Annotated in this window: 22 protein-coding genes; 9 read left to right on the top strand and 13 right to left on the bottom strand. The window is 73.2% G+C overall.

From position 1 onward, the window contains the following. Window positions 1-59: 59 nt before the first annotated feature. From ACME2J_RS08395 to ACME2J_RS08380, 4 genes are read right to left on the bottom strand one after another with little or no spacing between them, the layout of a single operon-like run. Window positions 60-1,376: a protoporphyrinogen/coproporphyrinogen oxidase gene (locus ACME2J_RS08395; protein ID WP_495544444.1), complete on the bottom strand. Its 1,317-nt coding sequence runs from the start codon at window positions 1,374-1,376 to the stop codon at window positions 60-62. After that, window positions 1,376-2,446 carry an acyl-CoA dehydrogenase family protein gene (locus tag ACME2J_RS08390; protein ID WP_495544443.1) on the bottom strand — a complete coding sequence of 357 codons (1,071 nt, stop codon included), beginning with the start codon at window positions 2,444-2,446 and terminating at the stop codon, window positions 1,376-1,378. Before ACME2J_RS08390 ends, ACME2J_RS08395 begins: the two co-directional genes overlap by 1 nt. Window positions 2,447-2,460: 14 nt before the next feature. Then, window positions 2,461-3,624: an acyl-CoA dehydrogenase family protein gene (locus ACME2J_RS08385; protein WP_495544442.1), complete on the bottom strand. Its 1,164-nt coding sequence runs from the start codon at window positions 3,622-3,624 to the stop codon at window positions 2,461-2,463. Then, window positions 3,621-4,766 carry a thiolase family protein gene (locus ACME2J_RS08380; protein ID WP_495544441.1) on the bottom strand — a complete coding sequence of 382 codons (1,146 nt, stop codon included), beginning with the start codon at window positions 4,764-4,766 and terminating at the stop codon, window positions 3,621-3,623. The genes ACME2J_RS08385 and ACME2J_RS08380 overlap by 4 nt, the downstream gene beginning before the upstream one ends. Before the next feature lie 83 nt (window positions 4,767-4,849). Between ACME2J_RS08380 and ACME2J_RS08375 the strand changes: the two genes are divergently transcribed. The 4 genes from ACME2J_RS08375 to ACME2J_RS08360 are packed head-to-tail and all read left to right on the top strand — an operon-like array spanning window position 4,850 to window position 7,578. Beyond that, complete coding sequence (locus ACME2J_RS08375) at window positions 4,850-5,617, top strand: enoyl-CoA hydratase/isomerase family protein (RefSeq protein WP_495544440.1); 768 nt, start codon at window positions 4,850-4,852, stop codon at window positions 5,615-5,617. Beyond that, a complete protein-coding gene (locus ACME2J_RS08370; RefSeq protein ID WP_495544439.1) occupies window positions 5,614-6,408 on the top strand; it encodes an enoyl-CoA hydratase/isomerase family protein in 795 nt (264 codons plus the stop codon). Before ACME2J_RS08375 ends, ACME2J_RS08370 begins: the two co-directional genes overlap by 4 nt. A 7-nt stretch (window positions 6,409-6,415) precedes the next feature. Continuing rightward, a complete protein-coding gene (locus tag ACME2J_RS08365; protein ID WP_495544438.1) occupies window positions 6,416-6,838 on the top strand; it encodes a nuclear transport factor 2 family protein in 423 nt (140 codons plus the stop codon). Continuing rightward, entirely contained in the window at window positions 6,835-7,578 is a 744-nt protein-coding gene (locus ACME2J_RS08360; protein ID WP_495544437.1) for an SDR family NAD(P)-dependent oxidoreductase, read from the top strand. The genes ACME2J_RS08365 and ACME2J_RS08360 overlap by 4 nt, the downstream gene beginning before the upstream one ends. Window positions 7,579-7,657: 79 nt before the next feature. On the opposite strand, the gene ACME2J_RS08355 is transcribed toward ACME2J_RS08360, so the two are convergent. Both ACME2J_RS08355 and ACME2J_RS08350 read right to left on the bottom strand, forming a co-directional pair. Then, entirely contained in the window at window positions 7,658-8,677 is a 1,020-nt protein-coding gene (locus tag ACME2J_RS08355; protein ID WP_495544436.1) for an MBL fold metallo-hydrolase, read from the bottom strand. A gap of 9 nt (window positions 8,678-8,686) precedes the next feature. Beyond that, window positions 8,687-9,310, bottom strand: a complete 624-nt coding sequence (locus tag ACME2J_RS08350; RefSeq protein WP_495544435.1) for a TetR/AcrR family transcriptional regulator — start codon at window positions 9,308-9,310, stop codon at window positions 8,687-8,689. A gap of 47 nt (window positions 9,311-9,357) precedes the next feature. On the opposite strand from ACME2J_RS08350, the gene ACME2J_RS08345 reads away from it, so the two are divergent. The 4 genes from ACME2J_RS08345 to ACME2J_RS08330 all read left to right on the top strand — a co-directional run bounded on the left by ACME2J_RS08345 (window position 9,358) and on the right by ACME2J_RS08330 (window position 13,395). Beyond that, window positions 9,358-10,527, top strand: coding sequence for an acyl-CoA dehydrogenase family protein (locus tag ACME2J_RS08345; protein ID WP_495544434.1), 1,170 nt, complete (start codon window positions 9,358-9,360; stop codon window positions 10,525-10,527). Between the two features lie 4 nt (window positions 10,528-10,531). Beyond that, window positions 10,532-10,915, top strand: a complete 384-nt coding sequence (locus tag ACME2J_RS08340) for a nuclear transport factor 2 family protein (RefSeq protein WP_495544433.1) — start codon at window positions 10,532-10,534, stop codon at window positions 10,913-10,915. After that, window positions 10,912-11,712, top strand: coding sequence for an enoyl-CoA hydratase/isomerase family protein (locus ACME2J_RS08335; protein WP_495544432.1), 801 nt, complete (start codon window positions 10,912-10,914; stop codon window positions 11,710-11,712). The genes ACME2J_RS08340 and ACME2J_RS08335 overlap by 4 nt, the downstream gene beginning before the upstream one ends. 105 nt (window positions 11,713-11,817) lie before the next feature. Beyond that, entirely contained in the window at window positions 11,818-13,395 is a 1,578-nt protein-coding gene (locus tag ACME2J_RS08330; RefSeq protein WP_495544431.1) for a flavin-containing monooxygenase, read from the top strand. A gap of 31 nt (window positions 13,396-13,426) precedes the next feature. On the opposite strand, the gene ACME2J_RS08325 is transcribed toward ACME2J_RS08330, so the two are convergent. From ACME2J_RS08325 to ACME2J_RS08295, 7 genes are all read right to left on the bottom strand, one after another. Further along, window positions 13,427-14,083, bottom strand: coding sequence for a hypothetical protein (locus ACME2J_RS08325; protein WP_495544430.1), 657 nt, complete (start codon window positions 14,081-14,083; stop codon window positions 13,427-13,429). 70 nt (window positions 14,084-14,153) lie between these two features. Next, window positions 14,154-15,812 (bottom strand): AMP-binding protein, encoded by a 1,659-nt coding sequence (locus ACME2J_RS08320; protein ID WP_495544429.1) that lies wholly within the window; start codon window positions 15,810-15,812, stop codon window positions 14,154-14,156. Window positions 15,813-15,919: 107 nt separating this feature from the next. Then, on the bottom strand, window positions 15,920-16,348 hold the full coding sequence (locus ACME2J_RS08315; protein ID WP_495544428.1) for a VOC family protein: 429 nt from the start codon (window positions 16,346-16,348) through the stop codon (window positions 15,920-15,922). Next, on the bottom strand, window positions 16,345-17,286 hold the full coding sequence (locus ACME2J_RS08310; protein WP_495544427.1) for an alpha/beta hydrolase: 942 nt from the start codon (window positions 17,284-17,286) through the stop codon (window positions 16,345-16,347). Before ACME2J_RS08310 ends, ACME2J_RS08315 begins: the two co-directional genes overlap by 4 nt. Further along, entirely contained in the window at window positions 17,283-17,930 is a 648-nt protein-coding gene (locus ACME2J_RS08305; protein ID WP_495544426.1) for a TetR/AcrR family transcriptional regulator, read from the bottom strand. Before ACME2J_RS08305 ends, ACME2J_RS08310 begins: the two co-directional genes overlap by 4 nt. Then, window positions 17,920-19,293 (bottom strand): flavin-containing monooxygenase, encoded by a 1,374-nt coding sequence (locus tag ACME2J_RS08300; protein ID WP_495544425.1) that lies wholly within the window; start codon window positions 19,291-19,293, stop codon window positions 17,920-17,922. Before ACME2J_RS08300 ends, ACME2J_RS08305 begins: the two co-directional genes overlap by 11 nt. A gap of 100 nt (window positions 19,294-19,393) precedes the next feature. Beyond that, window positions 19,394-20,059, bottom strand: a complete 666-nt coding sequence (locus ACME2J_RS08295; protein WP_495544424.1) for a transglutaminase-like domain-containing protein — start codon at window positions 20,057-20,059, stop codon at window positions 19,394-19,396. Between the two features lie 85 nt (window positions 20,060-20,144). Here ACME2J_RS08295 and ACME2J_RS08290 point away from each other — a divergent pair, with 85 nt between their 5' ends. Next, window positions 20,145-21,740: a S1 family peptidase gene (locus tag ACME2J_RS08290; RefSeq protein WP_495544423.1), complete on the top strand. Its 1,596-nt coding sequence runs from the start codon at window positions 20,145-20,147 to the stop codon at window positions 21,738-21,740. The last annotated feature ends 4 nt before the right edge of the window (window positions 21,741-21,744 follow it).

Below are 21,744 nucleotides of genomic sequence, written 5' to 3'. Positions count from 1 at the left end.
ACCACCAGCCTCCAAGGAGGACCGGATGAACAACGTGCTCAGGAACTACAGCTAGACCGTCACCCGCCGACGGCCGCGGGCCGGGCGCCGCGGCGCAAGGCCGCATCGAGGTCCGCCGCCGCGCGCTCCCCCGTGACGACCGCGGTCTCGATCCCGAGGTGGGCGAGGTGGTCCCCCGCGAGCCGGATCGTCGGCGGCATCGCGTCGCGGACCCGGGCGCGGGCCGCGTAGTGACCCGGTGGGGAGAGGGCGAGCGCGCGCTCCCAGCGGTGGAGCTCGACGAAGGTCGGCGGCGGGGCGGTGCCGAGCAGCTCGTCGATCGCGGCGAGGGCCGCGCTTCCGATCTCGGCGTCCGTCCCGTCACGCGAGAGCGTGTCGTCGCAGTAGACGTCGACGAGCTGGCCGCCCGCCGGGACGGCCTCCGGGCGCTTGCGACCGTGGAGGATGACCCCGACCACCGGATGGCGGCCCGGTGCGACCGGGAGGGCGAGGTCGGCCTCGAGGTCCGGCCAGGGGTCCTCGTCCCACCCGCACGTGACGTGCACCATCGTCGAGTAGGGCGCCGCGGCGATCGCGTCGCGCAGCGGCCCCTCCACGGCGCCGTCCACGATGCGGGCGGCGTCTACGGCGTCCGTGGCGACGACGACGCCGTCGACGTCCACGTCCCCCTCGGCGGTGTGGACGCGCACCCCGTCCGCGCGCGGGGAGAGGCCCGCGACCCGCCGGCCGAGCTCGACCCGCGTGTCGCCCGCGAGGAGAGGCGCGATCGCGCCCATGCCGTCGCGCGGGACGCTGAAGCGGGCGCGGTGGGCGTTGCGCAGGACGCCGCGCAGGAACGGCGTCGAGAGCTGTTCGCACCCGACGCCGAACGCGGGCTCGATCCAGGGCCGCACGAGATGCTCGTGGACCGCGTCGCCGAGCTCGCCGCGCGACCACGTGTCGATGTCCTGTCCGTCATCCCACTCCGCGCAGCTGTCCGTGTCGTAGGGATCCGGCCCGGAGCCGACGACCCAGCCGAGGCCCTTGCGGACGAGCCGCGCCTTGTCCCGCCAGGTGAGGCCCGGCAGCCGCAGGAAGCTCGGGAGGAAGTCGTAGCGGACGTGGTGGTGGCGCTCGCCGTCCCACAGGCGAGTTCCCGGCCCCCAGTCCCGCAGGATGCCGGCGCCCCCGATGGCCGTGAGGCGCTCGAGCGTGCGCGGGTAGAAGCTGAGGAGGTAGACGGCGCCGGTGTCGACGGACCAGCCGTCGCGGTCGACGGTCCGTGCGCGCCCGCCGAGCGCGTCCCCCGCCTCGAGGATCGTCACGTCGTGCCCGCGCTCGCCGAGGGCGCGGGCGGCGGCGGCGCCGGCGACGCCTCCGCCGACGACGGCGATCATCAGGGCGCCCCCAGCAGCGCGGCCGCGACGTCCTGCGCCGCGGCGCGCTTGCCGCCCGCCAGCCGACGGGACACCTCGGCGCGGCGGTAGGGGAGCATCGCGTCGTGCTCCCACGTCGCGCCGATGCCGCCGTGGATGAAGATGTTCTCCGGCGCGCACTCGTCGAGCGCCCGGATCGCCTCGACCCGCGCCGCGTTCGCGAGCGCGGCGAAGCCGGCACGGTCCGCCGCCCACGCGTCACCCGCCGCGTGGACGAGCGACCGCGCGCCCTCGACGAGGCGCAGCATCTCGACGAGCTCGTGCTTGATCGCCTGGTAGGAGCCGATCGGACGACCGAACGCGACGCGGTCGACGGCGTAGTCGCGGGCCATCCGCATCGCGGCGTCGGCGGTGCCGACGGACTCGGCGGCGAGGAGCGCGCGCTGGAGGTCGCGGCCGTCGCGGACCCGAGCCTCGTCGACCGCGAGACGCTCGGCGGCGGCGCCGTCGAGCGTGACCTCCGCGAGCGCGCGCGTGCCGTCGTAGGCGACCTGGCCGCTCACCGTGACGCCGGCGGCGCCTGCGTCGACGAGGAGAGCGACATCGGCCCCCTCCGCCGTCTCGGCGACGACGACGAGGACGTCGGCGCCCGGGGCGTCGATCACCGCGCGGACGTGGCCGCTCACGGTCGTCGCGTCGGCGCGCAGCGGACGCGGTCGCTCGCCGAGCCGGCCGTCGACGAGCACCGCGCGCCTCTCGCCGGCCGCGAGGGAGCCGCGGAGATCCGCGTCGGCGCCCGCCGCCTCCAGCAGCGCACACGCCGGCAGGTGGCCCAGGAGCCGCGCGTCGGCGAGGGTGCGCCCGCACTCCTCGAGGACGAGCGCCGCTTCGGCGACGCCGAGGCCGACGCCGCCGGCGTCCTCGCTCGTGAGCAGGCCGGTCCAGCCCGCCTCGCACGCGGTCGCCCAGAGGTCGGGGTAGTCGCCGCCGTCGAGGACGTCGCGCGCCGCCTCGACCGTCCGGTGCCGCGAGAGGGCGTCGGTCGCCGCCTCGCGGAGGAAGGTCTGCTCGTCGGTGAGGGGGAGGTACATGCGGTCTCCGGTGGTCAGGCGGTCGGACGGGGCTCGGGCGGCAGTCCGAGGAACCGCTCGCCGATGACGTTGCGCAGGATCTCCTCGGTGCCACCCGCCGAGCGCACGCCCGGGAGCATCGAGACCTGGTGGCCCCACTCGCCGTCGACGAGCGCGTCGGGGCCGAGGGCGTCGACCGCGAAGCGGCACGCGTCGAGGGACTCGAGGACGCTCGAGATCTTGATGAGGCCGGCCTCGGGGCCCGGCACGCGGCCCGACGCGATCTCGCTCACCACCCGCTCGCTCGTGTGACGCAGCGCGAGGAGCGCGCTCGCGACCTCTCCGAGCCGCTCGCGCGTCGCGGGGTCCTCACGCGCCTCCTCGTCGCCGGCGATCGCCGCGACGAGGCGCTCGAGACGCACCGCGTGCAGGCCCGACCCCACCGCGACGCGCTCGAACCCGAGCATCGTGAGCGCCACCTTCCAGCCTGCTCCGACCTCCCCGATGACCGCGTCCTCGGGGAGCGTCACGCCGTCGAGGAAGACCTCGTTGAACTCGGCGTCACCGGTGATCTGCCGCAGCGGACGGATCGTGAGGCCGTCGGCGTCCATCGGGACGGCGAACATCGTGAGGCCCTTGTGCTTCGCGACCTCCGGGTCGGTGCGCGCGAGCAGGATGCCCCACCGCGCGCTGCGGGCGAACGACGTCCACACCTTCTGCCCGTCGACGAGCCAGGTGCCGTCGTCCTGCCGGCGCGCCCGCGTCTGGACGTTCGCGAGGTCGGAGCCCGCCCCGGGCTCGGAGAGGAGCTGGCACCAGAACTCCTCGCCGCGGCGCAGCGGGCGCAGGAAGCGCTCCTGCTGCTCCGGCGAGCCGTGGGTCATGATCGTCGGGCCGACCATGCCGATGCCGATGAAGTCGAACGGACCGGCGATGCCGCGCGCCTCGAGCTCCTGCTCGACCGCGACGGCCTGCGCGGGCGTCCCGCCCGGTCCGCCGTGCTCCTCGGGCCAGGTCACGCCGACGTAGCCCGCGTCGGCGAGCTCGTGCTGCCAGCCCCGCAGCCGCTCGATCGCCGCGTCGTCCTGCGGCGCGAGCGTCTCGCGCGGCGGCGCGTCCGCGCCGTGCTCGTCGAGCCAGGCCCGCAGCCGCGCGCGGTACTCGGTCAGCTCGTCGGTGTCCGTCGTCTGCGTGCTCATGCGAGCGCCTCCACGATCGTCGCGTTCGCCATCCCGCCGCCTTCGCACATCGTCTGCAGCCCGTACCGCCCGCCGGTGTCGCGGAGGCGGTGCACGAGCGTCGTCATGATCCGCGCGCCCGACCCGCCGATCGGGTGGCCGAGCGCGATCGCTCCCCCGTCGGGGTTGAGCTTGTCGCGATCGACGCCGGTCTCGGCGAGCCACGCGAGAGCGACGGAGGCGAACGCCTCGTTGACCTCGAAGGCGTCGATGTCGTCGATCCCCAGGCCGGCGCGACCGAGGACCTTCGCGGTCGCCGGGATCGGGGCCGTGAGCATGATGACCGGGTCGGTCGCCGCCATCGCGACGGAGTGGACGCGTGCGATCGGCGCGACGCCGAGGGCCTTCGCCTTAACGGAGGTCGTCATGAGGAGCGCGCCCCCGCCATCGCTGATCTGCGACGCGTTGCCGGCGGTCACCGTCCCGTCCTCGCGGAAGGCCGGCCGGAGCTGCGCGAGCTTCTCGACCGTCCCGCCCCGGCGCACGCCCTCGTCGACCGCGACGGTGCCGGCCTCGGTCTCGACGGGCGCGATCTGCGCCTCGAAGCGGCCGGCGTCGATCGCGGCGGCCGCGCGCTCGTGGGACGACAGCGCGAACTCGTCGAGCTCGGTGCGGCCGAAGCCCCACCGCTCGGCGATCATCTCCGCGCCGACGCCCTGGTGCGGGACGACGCCGTCGTAGCGGGCGGCGACACCGGGGCCGTACGGCTCACCGCCGTTCGCCGAGACCCCCATCGGGACCCGCGACATCGACTCGATGCCGCCGGCGACGACGACGTCCGCCTGCCCGGACTGGAGCATCGCCGCCGCGAAGTGGACGGCCTGCTGCGACGAGCCGCACTGGCGGTCGATCGTCACGCCCGGGATCTCCTCGGGCCAGCCGGCGGCGAGGACGGCGCTGCGCGCGACGTTGAAGCTCTGGTCGCCGACCTGGGCCCCGCAGCCCCACACGACGTCCTCCACCTCGGCGGGGTCGACGCCGCTGCGCTGCGCGACGGAGCGGAGGAGGTGCGCGGAGAGGTCGACGGGGTGGACCCCGGACAGCCCGCCGTCGCGCTTGCCCACGGGCGAGCGGACGGCCTCGACGATGACGGCGTCTCTCATGGCGCGGACCGTATCAGACAGTTTGTCCGGTCATACTGACTGCTTCAGCGCATGGCGTCCGGACACCCTGTAGGGTCGCCGCCATGTCCGCACCCGTCGTGCGCACCGAGATCCGCGAGGACGTCGCCCACGTCACCCTCGACAGGCCCGACGCGATGAACGCGATCACGATCGCGCTCGCGACCGAGCTCGAGGAGGCGCTGCGCTGGGCCGCGGCGGATGCGCGCGTCGTCGTCCTCCGCGGCTCGGGCGGCCACTTCTCCGTCGGCGGCGACTACAAGGAGCTCGAGCGCCTGCGGGGCGAGGGCCCCGAGGCGATGCAGCGCCTCTTCGAGGCGTTCGGCCGCGCGACCGGGTGCATCGCCGAGCTGCCCGTGCCCGTCGTCGCCGCCGTCGAGGGCTTCGCGATGGCCGGCGGGTTCGAGCTCATGCAGGCCTGCGACATCGCCGTCGTCGCCAACGAGGCCCGCCTCGCCGACAACCACCTCAACTTCGCGATGATCCCGGGCGGCGGCGGCTCGCAGCGCCTGCCCCGCATGGTGGGTCGCCAGCGGGCGCTCGCCCACATCCTCACGGGCGAGCGGCTGAGCGGATCGGAGGCCGCGGCCCTCGGCCTCGCGCTGCGCGCCGTCCCGGCCGACGAGCTCGGCGCCGCGGTCGACGAGCTCACCGGCACGCTCGCCGCGAAAGACCCCGTCGCGCTCGCCCGCGCGAAGGCCCTCGTGTACGAAGGACTCGCCCTCCCGCTCGACGAGGGGCTCGCGCTCGAGCGCCGCCGCGTCGTCGAGCACATCGCCGGCGAGGGATCCATGGACGCGTTCAGCGATCGCCGAGGAGGCGCCACCCGATGACCGACGAGAACCCCGTCCTGCTCGAGGTGCGCGACGGGATCGCGCACCTCACGCTCAACCGCCCGGACCAGTCGAACGCCCTCAGCGGCGACCTGCTCTCCGCGCTCGTCGACGCCGTGACGGAGATCCAGGGGGATGCGCGCGTGCGCTGCGTCCTGTTCTCCGGTCGCGGGAAGAACTTCTGCGGCGGGGGCGACGTCCGCGAGTTCGCCTCCAAGGGCGAGCAGCTCCCCGACCACCTCCGCATCCTCACGGCGCAGCTCCACGTCGTCGCGAGCGGGCTCGTCCACCTCGAGGCGCCCGTCGTCGCCGCCGTGCAGGGCGCGGCGACCGGCGGCGGCGGGATGGGCTACGCGCTCGCCGCCGACATCGTCGTCGCCGGCGAGTCGACGCGGTTCATGCTCGGCGCGACGCGGGTGGGGATGGCCCCCGACGCCGGCCAGTCCTTCACGCTGCCCCGCCTCGTCGGCCTGCGCCGGGCGATGGACATCGCGCTCACGAACCCGATGATCGGCGCCCAGGAGGCGCTCGACCTCGGCATCGTCACCCGCGTCGTCCCCGACGACGAGATCCACGAGAAGGCGCTCGAGCTCGCGACCGAGCTCGCGAACGGGCCGACGAAGGCGATCGCGGCGACGAAGCGCCTGCTGTGGAGCGGGGCGGGCTCGTCCTTCGACGCCGTCCTCCCCGACGAGGCGCGGACCGTGAGCGAGCTCTCCGGCACCCACGACTCGCGCGAGGGACTCGCCGCCGTCATCGAGCGGCGCTCGCCGAACTACGAGGGGCGGTGACCGCCCGGTGCGCTACGGCGACGACGGCTTCCTCGCGGAGTGGGGCCGCGCGTGGTCCGAGGACCTCGACGGACTCCTCGCGCTCATGACCGAGGACGCGGTCTACACCGACGTCGGCTCCGACCTCGCGTTCCACGGCCACGACGAGATCCGCCGCTTCCACCGCTTCATGGAGACGTTCACCCCCGACGGGCTCATCGAGTTCCACGAGGCGCACGGCGACGACGACGGCTTCGCGGCCACGTGGACGTGGTCGGGCACCGCGAGCGGCCCGATGAAGGTCCGCGACACCGTCCACCCCGCGAGCGGCAAGAGCTTCTCGGTCCCGGGCGTCGCGTTCTGCACGCTCGCCGACGACGGGCGGATCGCGACGCACCGCGACTACTGGGACGTCCACGACGTGCTCCTCCAGATCGGGGCCGTCGCATGAGGCGCTTCGAGGGCCGCCGGGCGCTCGTCACCGGCGGGAGCAAGGGGATCGGCGAGGGCATCGCGCGGCGTCTCGCCGCGGAGGGGGCGCACGTCGTCATCGCCGCACGCGGGCTGGAGCTCGCCGAGCAGGTCGCCGGGGAGATCGGCGGGACCGCCGTCGAGGTCGACATCGCCGACGTCGAGCGCGCGATCGCGGTCGTGAAGGAGCAGGGGACGCTCGACGTCCTCGTCAACAACGCGGGCTTCGACGACTTCGACTACCTCACGAACACGACGCCCGAGCGCTGGCGCCGCCTGCTCGCCGTCAACCTCGAGGGCATGTTCGCGTGCACGCAGGCGGCGCTCCCCGCGATGCAGGAGGCGGGCTACGGCCGCATCCTCAACATCGGCTCGGAGGCCGGGCGCATCGGCTCGAAGGGCAACGCGGTCTACGCGACGACGAAGGGCGGGATCATCGCGTTCTCGAAGTCGATCGCGCGCGAGAACGCCCGCTACGGCATCACCTGCAACACGCTCGTCGTCGGCCCCATCGACACGCCGCTCACCGAGGCGGCCCGCCAGGTCCCCGAGGTCGGGGAGAAGATGGTCCAGGCGATGAAGGACGGCACGCTCCTGCGGCGCCTCGGGACGACCGACGAGGTCGCGGCCGCCGCGGCGTTCCTCTGCGCCGAGGAGGCCTCGTTCGTCACCGCCGAGGCGCTCGGCGTCAGCGGCGGCATGGGCGTCAGCGCCGGCTGAGCCCGCCCGGGGAGGCCCGAACCGGATTCCTGCGGCGCCCTGGCGCCGCAGGAATCCGGTTCGGCCGGTCAGGGCTGCCTCAGGTGCGGCGGAAGCGGACGACGTGCTCGCTGCGGTCCTCCTCCACCAGCCCGTCCGCGGCGAGGAGGTCGAGGTGCCCGATGACCTCCGAGAGCGTGAGGAAGACCTGCTTGATCGCGACCTCGCCCCACTTCTCGGTCGCGATCTCGTGCGCGGTCAGCGCACGATCGCCGAGCAGCTCGAGGAACTGCTCGGCGCGACGCTCCTGGGACCGCAGGCGGGCGTCGATGAGCGTCCGGTGGTCGGTGACCGGCCCGCCGTGGCCGCCGAGGACGATGTCGGCCTCGAGCTCGCGGCTGCGGCGCAGCGACTCCCGGTAGGCGATGAGCGGCTTCGGGCGGCGACCGTCCCACCGGCCGAGCGGGCGGGCGATGAGCGCGTTGGACGAGATGTCCTTGAGGAGGTGGTCCCCCGCGATGACGATGCGCCGGGCCTTGTCGTGGAGCACGGTGTCGGAGGGCGAGTGCCCCGGGAGCCAGTGGACGTCGAAGTCGTGAGCGCCGAGCCGGATCGTCTCGCCGTCGGCGACCGTCTCCGCGACCGTCGCGGGGGCGCCCCAGCCGCGGACGACCGAGGCCATCGCGTGGAGGGCCTCGGCGACGTGCGGCTCGACGCCGTGGCGCGACATGACGAGGAAGGCGTCGTCGTCGTCCTGCTCGGCGTGGTGCGTCCAGTCACGCAGCACCGGCACGAGCTGCTCGAGCGCGACGATGCGCGTCCCCGATCGCGCGGCGATCTCGCCGGCGAGGCCGAGGTGGTCGATGTGCTGGTGGGTGACGAAGAGCCGCGCGATGTCGCCGAGCGCGTACCCGCGCTCCGCGAGCCGGAGCTCGAGCGCGCCGAGCGCCGTCGCCGAGTTCGGCCCCGCATCGACCAGGGCGGGCTCGTCGCCCTCGATGAGATAGACGCCGACGTCGCCGATCGCGAAGGGCGTCGGGACGGGGATGCGGTGGATGCCGTCGCTCGCGGCGCGCTGGAGCGCGGAGAGGCCCTCCGCGTCGATCGTCGTCGTGGCCACGTCCACAGCCTACGGCGTGCGCAGGGTGACGCAGACGATCCGGGTGAGCGCCTCGGCGATGCGCCTGCGGCCGGCCGGGGTCGCCATCGCCTCCGACCGGCTGAACGTCCGCTCCAGCATCCACGCGAGCGCGTCGGCGGTCTCCGCCGGCGGCAGGTCGTGCGCGATCGTGCCCGCCTGCCGACCCCGGCGGATGAACCGCTCGATCGCACGCGCGTAGTCGCCGACCGCGTCGAGATACGCCTCGCGGATCGCGGCGTCGTACAGCGACGCCTCGCCGACGGCGCGCATGATGACCTCGTCGGCGCGATAGGCCTCCAGCAGCAGGTCCATGCCCGCCCGCACGTCCTCCTCGCGGACCTCCGCCCGCCCGGTGAGCCAGTGCCGCTGGGCGTCGTAGAGGCGGCGCAGCGCGCCCGCGCTCAGCGCCCGCAGCATCGACGACTTGTCGTCGAAGTACTTGTAGAAGGTCGAGCGAGCGATCCCCGCGCGGCCGATGAGGCGCTCCACGCTGAGGTCGCGAAAGGGCGTGCCGTCCGCCATGAGCTCGTCGAGCGCCGCTCCGAGCAGCGCCTCGACCTCTTGCTGCGAGTAGGCGCGGCCCTGGCGGGACGACTTCGTCTGCTCTGGCACCGCCGGGAACCCTAGCACCCACTTCGTACAGCCTGTACGATGTGGCCATGGCGACAACCGCACCCCGACCACGACCGTCGATCTTCACCGACGAGCACGAGCAGCTCCGCGAGTCGATCCGCGCGTTCATGACGCGCGAGGTCGTCCCTCACGTCGAGGAGTGGGAGGAGACCACGTTCCCCGACGAGATCATCCGGCGCATGGGCGAGCTCGGGTTCCTCGGGCTCTCGATGCCGGAGGAGTACGGCGGCCAGGGCGGCGACTACTTCACGAACATCATCCTCGCCGAGGAGGTCGCCCGCGCGGGCAGCGGCGGCTTCCTCATGGGCCTCTCGGTCCACACCGACATGGTCATGCCGCCTCTCCACGAGTTCGGCACCGAGGAGCAGCGGCGCCGCTACCTCCCGGAGGGGATCGCCGGCCGCGAGATCTTCGCGCTCGGGATCACCGAGCCCGACGCGGGGTCGGACGTCGCGGGCATCAAGACCCGCGCGGTCTACGACCCGGCGGCCGACGAGTACGTCATCAACGGCTCGAAGACCTACATCACGAACGGCCACCGCGCCTCGATGATCGTCCTCGTCACGAAGACGGACCCGGACGCCGGGCACGGCGGGTTCACGCTCTTCCTCGTCCCGATGGACACCCCGGGCGTCGTCCGCGAGCAGAAGCTCGAGAAGATGGGCATGAAGGCGTCCGACACGGCGCTGCTCGCCTTCCAGGACGTCCGCGTCCCGGCGAGCGCCGTCCTCGGCGAGGTCGGCAAGGGCTTCCAGCACATCATGTGGGAGCTGCAGGCCGAGCGCGCGATCGCCGCCGCCGGCTGCCTCGCCTACGCCCAGCTCGCGTTCGACAAGACCCTCGAGTACGCGCTCGAGCGCAAGACGTTCGGCAAGCCGATCGGCAACCACCAGGCCATCCGCCACAAGTTCGCCGACATGGCGATGGAGCTCGAGGCGACGCGCCAGTTCATCTACGCCGTCGCCCGCGACTACGCGAACGGCGCCTACAACGTGCGCGAGATCTCGATGGCGAAGCTCAAGGCGTCGCAGGTCGCCTGGGACGTCGCCGACCAGTGCGTCCAGATCCACGGGGGCGCCGGCTACATGAAGGAGTATACGGTGGAGCGCATCCTCCGCGACCTCCGGCTCTACCGGATCGGCGCGGGCGCCGACGAGATCATGCTCGACGTCATCGGGAAGACCTATGGGCTCTGAGGCGATGATCGAGGACCTCACGCGCGAGCTCTACGCCGCCCTCGACCGGGGCGACGCGGACGCGCTCGACACGCTGCTCGCCCCCGACTTCGTGGGGGTCTTCGCCGACGGCATGCCGGCCGGCGGCGGCCGGCACGAGGGCCCCGCCGCCGCCCGCGAGGACGGGTGGTGGGCGATCGGCCGCGCCTTCGCCGTGCGACCGCAGCCGGACGAGACGGTGCGCTGCGAGGACGGCCGCCTGCTCGTCCGCGGGAGCTACCGCGGGACCGAGCGCGCGACCGGCCACGAGGTCGACGCGGCCTTCATGCACCTCTGGCGTGCGCGCCGGGGCCGGCTCGTCGAGCTGCGCCAGGTGACGGACACGGCCCGCTGGACGGTGGCGGCATGAGCGCCCCGGACCGGATCAGCCTCGAGGTCGAGGACGGCATCGCGCGGATGACGCTGGTGCGCGTCGCGGAGGGGAACGCGATCGACAAGGCGATGATCGACGCGCTCGGCGACGTGGTGGCCGAGATCGAGGAGCGCGCCCGCCCGGACGACGTGCGGGCCGTCCTCATCGCGGCCGAGCACCGCCACTTCACCGTCGGCGGCGACCTCCGGTGGCTCAACGTCGAGGCGGAGCAGCTCGGGGACGCGCTCGCCGAGCTCGTCGTGCCGTTCCACGACGCGCTCCTGCGGCTCGCCTCCGCCCCGGTGCCCGTCGTGGGCGCCGTCGGCGGGCCGATCGCGGGCGGCGGGCTCGGGATCGCGTGGGTCGCCGACATGCTCATCGCCTCCCCCCAGGCCAAGTTCGCCTCAGGCTTCGTCAAGCTCGGGCTCAGCGGCGACGGGGGCAGCTCGTGGTGGCTCCCGCGGCTCATCGGCCTCCGGCGGGCGCAGGAGATGACCTTCAGCGGGCGGGTCATCGACGCCGAGACGGCGCTCGAGTGGGGTCTCGTCACCGAGGTCGTCCCCGAGGAGGAGCTGCTCCCGCGCGCGGAGGCGCTCGCGGCGCAGCTCGCCGCGGGGGCGCCCGCCGGGCTCGCGGAGATGCGCAGCAACCTGCGCGCGTCCTGGGACCGCACCATCGCCGAGGGGTACGCCGCGGAGACCGCGGCGATGGACCGGACGGGCCGCACCCTCGACGCCCACGAGGGGATCACCGCGTTCAACGAGAAGCGGGTCCCCGCCTTCCGCGGCACCTGACGGCCGCCAGGAGGATTTGACACCTGTCGAGTCCTGCGGTTACGGTCGATCTCATCACTGGCGGGGGCCGGCGCGCCCCCGCCGACGAGGAGAGAGAGGAGCCGCATGACCACGATCGACGCACCTGCCGTCGACGACGCCGTCGTCCCCGCGACCGCCGACCACGAGGTCGTCGTCGTCGGCGCGGGGTTCAGCGGCATCGCCGCCGCGATCAAGCTCGACGAGCTGGGCCTCCACGACTACCTCGTCGTCGAAGAGGGCGACGACGTCGGCGGGACCTGGCACTGGAACCGCTACCCCGGGGTCGCGGTCGACATCCCGTCGTTCAGCTACCAGTACTCCTTCGCCCCCCGGGCGGACTGGTCGCGCGTGTACGCCCCCGGCGAGGAACTGCGCGGGTACGCCCAGGGGATCGTCGACCGCTACGGCATCCGCCCGCGGATGCGCTTCGGCACGCGCATCACGTCCGCGGACTTCGACGAGGCGACCGACACGTGGCGGCTCGGCACGGACGCGGGCGACGAGATCGTGGCCCGGCACGTCGTCATCGCGACCGGCGCGCTCTCGCAGCCCAAGCCCGTCGACATCGAGGGCCTCGACGTCTTCGCCGGCGAGACGGTCCACACCTCGCGGTGGGATCACGACCTCGACCTCCGCGGCAAGCGGGTCGCGGTCATCGGGACGGGCGCCTCGGCGGTGCAGCTCATCCCGGCGATCGCGCCCGACGTCGCCCACCTCACCGTCTTCCAGCGGACGCCGATCTGGTGCCTGCCGAAGCTCGACGGGCCGATCTCGGCGACGTCGAGCCGGCTCCTCGAGAAGGTCCCCGGCCTGCAGCGCGGCATGCGCGCGCTCAGCCAGGCGCTCGTCGAGCTCGAGTTCCCGCTCGCGCTCCACTTCCCGAAGCTCATCCCGAGCGCGGCCTTCGCCGAGAAGATCGCGCGCCGGAAGCTCGAGCGGCAGGTGCACGACCCCGAGACGCGGGCCAAGCTCACCCCCGACTACGACCTCGGATGCAAGCGCCCGGCGTTCCACAACACGTACCTCGAGACCTACAACCGCGACAACGTGTCGCTCGAGACGACGCCGATCGAGCGCATCACGGAGACGGGGATCACCGTCGCGGACGGGACGCACCACGAGATCGACGTCCTCGTCCTCGCGACGGGCTTCAAGGTCTTCGAGCGCGGGAGCATGCCGCCCTTCCCGACGGCGGGGCGAGACGGCGTCGACCTCGCCGCGTTCTGGGAGGAGAACCGCTTCCAGGCCTATCACGGGGTGAGCGTGCCGGGGTTCCCGAACCTCCACTTCGTGTTCGGGCCCTACGGGTACAACGGCGCCTCGTACTTCACCCTCATCGAGAACCAGCTCCGCCACATCGGCAGGCTCCTCGGCGAGGCGAGGTCTCGCGGCATCTCGCGCGTCGAGGTGAGGCGCGAGGCGAACGACCGCTACTTCTCCTCGATGCAGCGGCGACGCCGTCACCAGCTGCTGGTGCACGGCAACTGCGGCACCGCGAACAGCTACTACTACGACGCGCACGGCGACACGCCGTTCCGCGTCGCGCCGACGCTCGAGGTGCAGTGGCGCTCGACGCGGTTCCCGCTGCGCGACTACGCGTTCACGGGGAGCCGGTCGCGGAAGGCCCGCCGGGCGGCCGCAGCCGCCACGGCGACCGACTGATCCCGCCCCGTCATCCCACCCGGAGGGGCGCTCACAGCCCCTTCGGGTGCCGGACGCGGAACCCGTCGCGCTTGCCGATGACCGGTCGCCAGGCGACGCCCTTCGTCCCGGACCGGTGACCGACCGCGCTCGTGTCGAGGCGCAGGCCGGCGATCTCCATGTAGACGTGGCCCCGGTTCGCGTAGATCGTCACGTGCCGGCCCTCGCCGGAGAAGAACGAGCGCGCGAGCCGGCCGCTCACCTTCGGCGCGCGCATGACGCCGGTCTTGATGAGGGGGTAGCTCACGGCGCCCGAGCAGTCGTAGCCCTTGTCCTCGAGCCGCGCGTGACCGCCTCCCCACTTGTACGGCTTGCCGACGATGCGGTTCGCCGCCCTGATCATGTCGCGCACGCGCTTCGGCGCCCCGTGGGGGATCGCCGCGGTCCCGTCCGGCCGGATCTTCGCCTTCGTCCCCTTCACGACCTTCATGCGGGTCTCGGGCATCTCCGGCTCCGGCTCGGGCGCGGGCTCCTCGGGGCGGAGGTCCTCGCCGTCGTCCCACCACTCGCCGTCGTCCACCCACCCGGTCTCGGGGACGGCGACCGGCGGGGCCTCATCGAGCGGGACCTGCGCGGATGCGGGCGAGGCGAGCGCGAGCGGGACGGCGGCGAGCACGGCGACGAGCGCCGCGGGTGCGGGCGTGCGCATGAGCCGTGTCTCGACGCGCGCACCCGCGCGCGCGAGGGTCGCGGCCGGGCGCTGGACGGATGTCCCCGGCCTACGCGGTGGCGGCGGCGGGTGCGAGGCCGAGCTCGTCGACGGCGCGCTGTCGCAGCTCGATCTTGCGGACCTTGCCGGTGACGGTCATGGGGAACTCGCTGGTCGGCCGGATGTAGCGGGGGACCTTGTAGTGGGCGATCTTGCCGCGGCAGAACTCGCGCAGCTCGTCCTCCGTGGGGGTCTCGGCGTCGTCGCGGAGCTGGACCCAGGCGCAGATCTCCTCGCCGTAGCGCTCGTCGGGGACGCCGACGACCTGGACGTCGACGATCTGCGGGTGGGTGAGGAGGAACTCCTCGATCTCGCGCGGATAGATGTTCTCGCCACCGCGGATGATCATGTCCTTGATCCGCCCGACGATCTTCACGTAGCCGTCCTCCCCCATCACCGCCTGGTCGCCGGTGTGCATCCAGCGCGCCGCGTCGATCGCCTCGGCGGTCTTCTCGGGCTCGTCCCAGTAGCCGAGCATCACCGAGTAGCCGCGCGTGCAGAACTCGCCCGGCGTGCCGCGCGGGACCGTGAGGCCGTCCCATTCCCCGCCCACGCCGACCACGCGGATCTCGACGTGCGGATGGACCGCCCCGACGGTCGCGGTGCGGTGCTCGACGTCGTCGCCGGGCAGCGTCTGCGTCGAGACGGGCGAGGTCTCGGTCATGCCGTAGGCGATCGTCACCTCGGCCATGTGCATGCGGTCCATCACCTGCTTCATCGTCTCCACCGGGCACGGCGAGCCGGCCATGATCCCGGTGCGCAGCGACGTGAGGTCGTAGCTCGCGAAGTCGGGATGCTCGAGCTCGGCGATGAACATCGTCGGCACCCCGTAGAGCACGGTGCAGCGCTCCTCCTGCACCGCGTCGAGCACCGCCCCGGGCTCGAAGGCGTCGGCGGGGAGGACGACGCACGCCCCGTGCGAGGTCGCCGCGAGGTTGCCCATCACCATCCCGAAGCAGTGGTAGTAGGGCACCGGCACGCAGATCCGGTCCTCCTCGCTCACCCGGCAGCCCTCGCCGACGAAGTACCCGTTGTTGAGGATCGAGTGGTGCGAGAGCGTCGCGCCCTTCGGGAACCCGGTCGTCCCCGACGTGTACTGGATGTTGATCGCCTCGAACGGGTCGAGGCGCGCCGAGCGCTCCCGCACGACCTCGACGTCCACGCCGTCCGCGCCGGCCAGCAGCTCATCCCACGAGGCGTCGTCGAAGAACACCGCCCGCTCCAGGCCCGGCAGCTCGCCGCGCACCTCGTCGGTCATCGCGACGTAGTCCGAGGTCTTGAACGACGAGGCCGCGATGAGCATCCGGCACCCCGACTGCTTCAGCGCATAGGCGAGCTCGTGCGTCCGGTAGGCGGGGTTGATGTTCACCAGCACGATCCCGAGCTTCGCCGTCGCGTACTGCACGACCATCCACTCCGCCCGGTTCGGCGCCCAGATCCCCACCCGGTCGCCCTTCTCCAGGCCCGCCGCCACCAACGCGCGCGCGACCCGATCCACCTCCGCATCGAGCTCGGCGTAGGTCCACCGGATGCCCTGGTGACGCGCGACCAGCGCCGGGCGATCGCCACACCGCGCCACCGTCCGCTCCAGGTTCGCCCCGATCGTCTCCCCGAGCAGGGGGACGTCGCTCGCGCCGTGCGCGTAGGACGGCATGGACTGGATCGTCATCGGTCTCTCCTCTCGACGCGGTGTCAGCCGACGCTACCGCCTCCCGAGCCCGCGGTGTGTCGGAATGCACCGGGCGCCTGGGCGCATTCCGACACAGCGGGTCGCGGTCAGGGCTGCGAGGGGTGCGGCGGGTCCTGCGGCGTGGCGAAGCGGCCGCCGTCGATGAGCTCGACGCGGTAGCCGTCGGGGTCCTGGACGAAGGCGATCCGCGGCAGGTCGTCGCGGCCACCGGGGTGGAACGGCGGCTTCTCCGGCTCGACGCCGGCCGCCTGCTTCACGGCCGCGAGCGTCGCGTCGATGTCGTCGACCGCGAGCGCGATGTGGTTGTAGCCGTCGCCGAGGTCGTAGGGCTGCTCGCGCCCGACGTTCACCGTGAGCTCGAGCGTGTCGCCGCCGCCCGGAAGACCCATGTAGACGTTGAACGCCGAGTCGAAGTTGAGCTGCCCGCGGCGCTCGAAGCCGAGCGCCGCGTAGAAGCGCACGGACGCGTCCGGGTCGGCGACCCGGACGCACGTGTGCACGAAGGACGCGCTCATGCCGCCGCCCCGGCCGCCGTCGCGCTCGTCGTCGCGCCGAGGTGGCGCCGCAGGAACGCGACCTGATGGGCGACGACCGCCTCGCCGCACGCGGTCCCGGGGTAGACGTCGAAGTGGTCGCACGGGTAGTGACGCACCTCGGCGCGCCCCTTGATCGCGGCCTTCATCGACGACGCGGGCGGGACCGTCTGATCCTCGTCGGCGATCTGGACGAGGAGCGGGCAGCGGATCTTCGACGCGAACCGGCCCGGCCGGTACATGGCGATCTGGAGGAAGATCCGCGACGCGACCTCGTTGCGCCAGCTCGGTCCGGCGATGCCCGTCATCCCCTCGTAGGCGCCGGGCGCGGTGAGCGCCGCGACCTCGCCCGGGCGCCCGACCGCGGGCGTGAGGAGCGCCGGCCGCCCGCGCAGCGCGCCGATCGCGTCCTTGAGTCCGAGCAGCGTCAGCCGGTTGCCGAACATCGGGCCCTCGCGCTTGAGGATGGCGAGGAGCGCCGCGAAGCCGTCGGCCGCAGGCGTGAGGGCGACCGTCGCCGCGAGCCGGTGGTCCGTCGCGGCGATCTGGAGGACGTGCCCGCCGGCGAACGACGTCCCCCACGCGACGATGCGGTCGGGGTCGACGCCGTCCATCGCGCGCGCGTGCGCGATCGCGGCGAGGTAGTCCTCGCGCTGTCGCTTCGGGGAGAGGAGCTGGCGGGGCTCGCCCTCGCTCGCGCCGAAGTGGCGGTAGTCGAAGAGGAGGACGTCGGTGCCGGCGGCGGCGAGGCCCTCGGCGATGCCGACGAGCCCCGTGTCGCGGGTGCCGGAGAAGCCGTGCGCCATGACGACGCAGGGCCGGCCGCGCTCGCCGGCGAGGTCCTCGCCCTCCCCGGTGTAGTGCCAGGCGGCGCACATGTCGTCACCGGACGGGAAGCGGACATCGGCGGGTGTGGTCATGGGTCTCCTCCGTAGATCGTGGTCAGCCAGACGGCGGTGAGGGCGTCGACGACCGCCTGGGTCGCCGCCGGTCGGTCGGGGATCTCGTCGCGCAGGTGGCGCTCGAGAGATCGCTCGTTCATCGAGAGCAGGACGTCGGCGAGGCGCTCGGGCGCCGCGGCGGTCGTCGCGCGGCCCGCCTGCTGCTCGGCCGCGATGCGCTCGGTGAGCGGCGCGCGGAACACGTCCATCCACTGCTCCCAGAGCGCGCGGACGTCGTCGTCGCCCGCCGCGGCGTCGAGCATCGCGAGCACGAGATGGCGATGGGCCACCCACGCCTTCGCGGTCCCGGCGAGCGCCTCGCGGACGGCCGCGGCCGGGTCGTCGGCGTCGCCCGCGAGGAACGCCTGGGCGTCGCCGAGGATCTCGTCCGCGAGCCCGCGGAGGACCTCGGTGACCGCCGCCTCCTTGCTCGGGAAGTAGAAGTAGAACGCCGACCGCCCGACCCCCGCCCGCTCGGTGATGTCGCCGACGCCGATCTCGGCGAGCGGCCGCTCCTCGAGGAGCGCGGCGAGCGCGGCGATCAGCTCCGCCCGCCGCCGCTCGCCCTTCGACGGCGGTCGGCGGCCCGGGAGGCCCGGCAGCGCGGCGGCCTCAGGCGGCATGGGCACCTGCCCGCGATGCGCGCCCGGCGAGCGGCACGGGACCGAGATCGGCGACCCGCCGGCGGCCCGCGGGGATCTCGCGATGGTGGATGTCGCGGTCGTAGTCGAAGTAGTCGATCTGCTGGGTGTGGCGGGCGCTCGCGTTGTAGTGCCCGACGTACTTCGCCTCGTCCGCGGCGATCGTCGCCCGCATCTCGTCCGGGGCGGGCGGCCGGTAGGTGCCCGCGAGGTAGCGCGCGACGAGGCGGGCCTGGACCTCGACGAACGGGAACAGCGTCGGGATCGCCTGCGCGAACCCGACGAGGACGATGTCGTCGATGTCGGGCGAGAAGATCCGCTTGTAGAGCGGCAGCACGTTGCCGGGCGCGCTGAGGAGGTCCTCGTCGAGGAACGGGAACGTGATGTTGTAGCCCGTGGCGTAGACGATCGCGTCGAACTCCGCCGACGTGCCGTCCTCGAAGTGGACGGTCGAGCCGTCGAGGCGGCTGACGTTCGGCTTCGCGACGGCGTCACCGGAGCCGAGGCGCAGGAGCAGCTCGCTCGACGCCGTCGGGTGCGCCTCGAGGAAGTTGTGGTTCGGACGGGGCAGCCCGTAGTCCTCGGGGCGGCCGGAGACGAGCCGCGGAAGCCCGCGCACGAGTCGGCGCTGGACGGAGAGCGGGACGTACGGGAGCGTCCTCGCGAGCCGGTCGAGCGGCATCCCGAAGACGTACTTCGGCATGACCCACGCACCGGAGCGCGTCGAGATCGTCACCTCGTTGCCCCACGCCTTCTGCGAGAGCTCGCTGACGATGTCGGCCGCGCTGTTGCCGATCCCGACGACGAGGATCCGCTTGCCGGCGAGGTCGTGCGGATCGGTCGGGGAGATGTACTCGTGCGAGTGCATCTCCAGCCCCGTGAACTCGCCGGGGAAGTCCGGCCAGCGCGGGTCCCAGTGGTGGCCGTTGGCGACGACGAGCACGTCGAACGGCCGGGTCTCGCCGTCCTGCGTGCGGACCTCCCACCCGCCGCCGTCGAGCCGGCGGGCGTGCTCGACGCCGTTCCCGAAGCGGATCCGCTCGCGGAGGCCGAAGACGTCGGCGTAGTCGTCGAGGTACGCCTTGATCTCGGAGTGGTGCGGGAAGTCCGGGAAGGACTCCGGCATCGGGTAGTCGTGGAAGGAGAGGAGGTCCTTCGACGTGTCGATGTGGAGCGACGCGTAGGCGCTCGACTTCCCGTTCGGGTTGCGGAAGGCCCAGTTGCCGCCGACGCGGTCGGAGAGCTCGAAGCACTCGTACGGGATGCCGTAGTCGCCGAGGTTCTTTCCCGTCGTGAGCCCGCTGATCCCCGCGCCGACGACGCACGCGCTCGGTCGATCTCCCATTGCTCCCTCTCCTCTCGGGCGACGGTCGTCCTCGACCGTACCCGCGTCGGCTGACACGTGTCAACTGCGCTCGACGCGCGCCGACGCCCTGCCGCTCAGGTCATGCGGGCCCGGCGTCCGGCGTGACCCCGGAGTTGAGGGTCGTGAGCTTCGGATAGGCGGCGCGAAGCTCGCGCACGAGGGTGTCGAGCGGGAGGTCCTCGAACATGCCGTGGTCGGTGACGTACTCCATGTAGCGGGAGCCGTCCCCGGAGAACTGGTGCAGCAGCGCGTCCGCGGTCCCGTCGAAGTCGAGGGGCTCGACGCCGAAGCGCTCGCAGAGCTCGCTGTTGAACGCCGGGCTCGCCTTGCGCCAGGTGCCATCGAGCCAGAGCGTCGCGTACCCGTGCCAGACGAAGAGATCGGTCCCCATCTCCTCGCGGAGGCGCTCGGTCTGCAGGTGGTTGCGGACGTCGGCGAACGCGAGGCGCGCCGGGATCCCGACCGCGCGGGCCGATGCGGCGAGGACGACCGACTTCGGCACGCAGTACGCCCTGCCGGCCCGCAGCACGTGGCTCGCGTGGTACTCCTCGGGACCGGTCGGCAGCGTGTACGGGTCGTAGCGGATCTCGTCCCGCACGGCCGCGAACAGGCGACGGGCGCGCTCCGCGTCGCTCTGTGCGCCGGCCGTCACGCGCTCGGCGAAGGCGACGACGTCCGGGTGGTCTGAGTCGATGAAGGACGTCGGCGCGAGGTCGGCGTCGGTGGGCGGTCCGGTCACGGGCATGACCACACAGGATACGCCCCCTGGGGGTCCGTTCGTCCGTCCAGGCACGTTCAGTCCCCGCGTGTCGCGGCCGATCCCTGGACGGATGAAGAAGCTCGTCGCCACGGGCGCGCTCGCGCTCGCCCTCCTCCCGGCCGCCCCCGCGCGGGCGGAGGTCTCCGCGCGCATCGTCGGCGGCGACCTCGCGACGAAGGAGCAGTACCCCGGCGTCGTCTCGGTCGGCGCCTCGTGGATCTCGACGGAGTTCGACGCCCACTACTGCGGCGGCTCGCTGGTCCATCCCGAATGGGTGCTCAGCGCCGCACACTGCTTCACCAGCTTGGACGACCCGGCGTGGACCCGCGTCGTCGTCGACCCCGGCGACCTCTCGACCGTCGACGTGCTCCGCGCCCGCACCGTGAGCTCGATCGTCCCCCACCCGTCCTACGACCCCGGCGCGGGCGGCCCGTACGACGTCGCGCTCGTGAAGCTCTCCGCGGCGATGCCGGAGGCGCCGACCGTCCGGATCCCCGCGTCCGACGACCTCTCACTCTCCGCCGCCGGCACCCCGGCGACCGTCGTCGGCTACGGCTCCACGGACGCCGACGCGACGACCTTCGCGCCCGAGCTCCGCAAGCTCGACGTCCTCGTGCAGGACGACGCATCGCCGAGCTGCGGCCTGCCCGACGGCGACATCGAGATCTGCACCGAGGCGCTCCCGTCCGCGACGCCCCCGTCCTCGTCGTGCTCCGGCGACAGCGGCGGACCGCTCTTCGGGAGCGCGTCGGACGCCCTCGTGCAGATCGGCATCGTGAGCCGCGGACCCTTCCCGTGCTCGAACGGCGGCGGCGTCGAGGGCCTCTACACGGAGACGCGCGCGATGCGAGCCTGGATCGAGTCGGTCATCGGCGAGGCGCTGCCGGTCGCCGGCGAGGAGGCGGCGCCCGAGCCCGCGCCCGAGCCGACGCCCGAACCCGCGCCGGCGCCGGCGCCAGAGCCGACTCCCGCGTCGACTCCCGCTCCCGCCCCCGCGCCGACCCCCGCCCCCATCCCGACCGCCGCGCAGGTGCCTGCACCCGTCCCCGCGCCCGCGTTCACGCCGTCGGCGGAGGTCCTCAAGAGCCCGGCGAAGCTCCAGGTCGAGCGGGCGGACGTCGACGAGGGCTCGACTCGCAACACGCTCGACGTCCTCGCCCGCATCACGAGGCGCGCCACCGGCGAGGTGAGCGTGAGCTACCGCTCCTCCGGCCGCACGACCCGGTTCACCGCCGACATCGAGGACGGCACGATCCGCTTCCGCCGCCGGCTGCCCACGTCGCAGGACAAGACGACGGGCATCCTCGAGATCGAGTACGCGGGCAACGACCGCGTCCGCGAGGACGAAGTCCGCCTCCGCGCCGGCGGCGACCGGTCGCGCCTGCGCCGCACGAAGGCCGAGATCGCCGGCGGCCGCCTGCGCGTCGGCGGCACGATCGCCGGGAACGCGGCCGGCGTCGTGCGGATCCGGCTCGAGCACATGGGCGCCGACGGCTCGCTCCTCACCCCCGACTTCACCGCGCGGATCGACGACGGCGAGTGGACGCTCGACGAGCCGCTCCCGCTCGCCGCGGCCCTCCTCGGCGGCCAGCTCTCGATCCAGTACACGGGTTCCGAGTCCCGCGGGCTGCGCGGCGAGCAGGACGCGAAGCAGGTCCTGCCGTAGGTGT

It is taken from the genome of Paraconexibacter sp., from assembly GCF_059438195.1.
The sequence above is the reverse complement of the archived record's forward strand: the minus strand, read 5'-3'. Positions and strand labels throughout refer to the sequence as shown.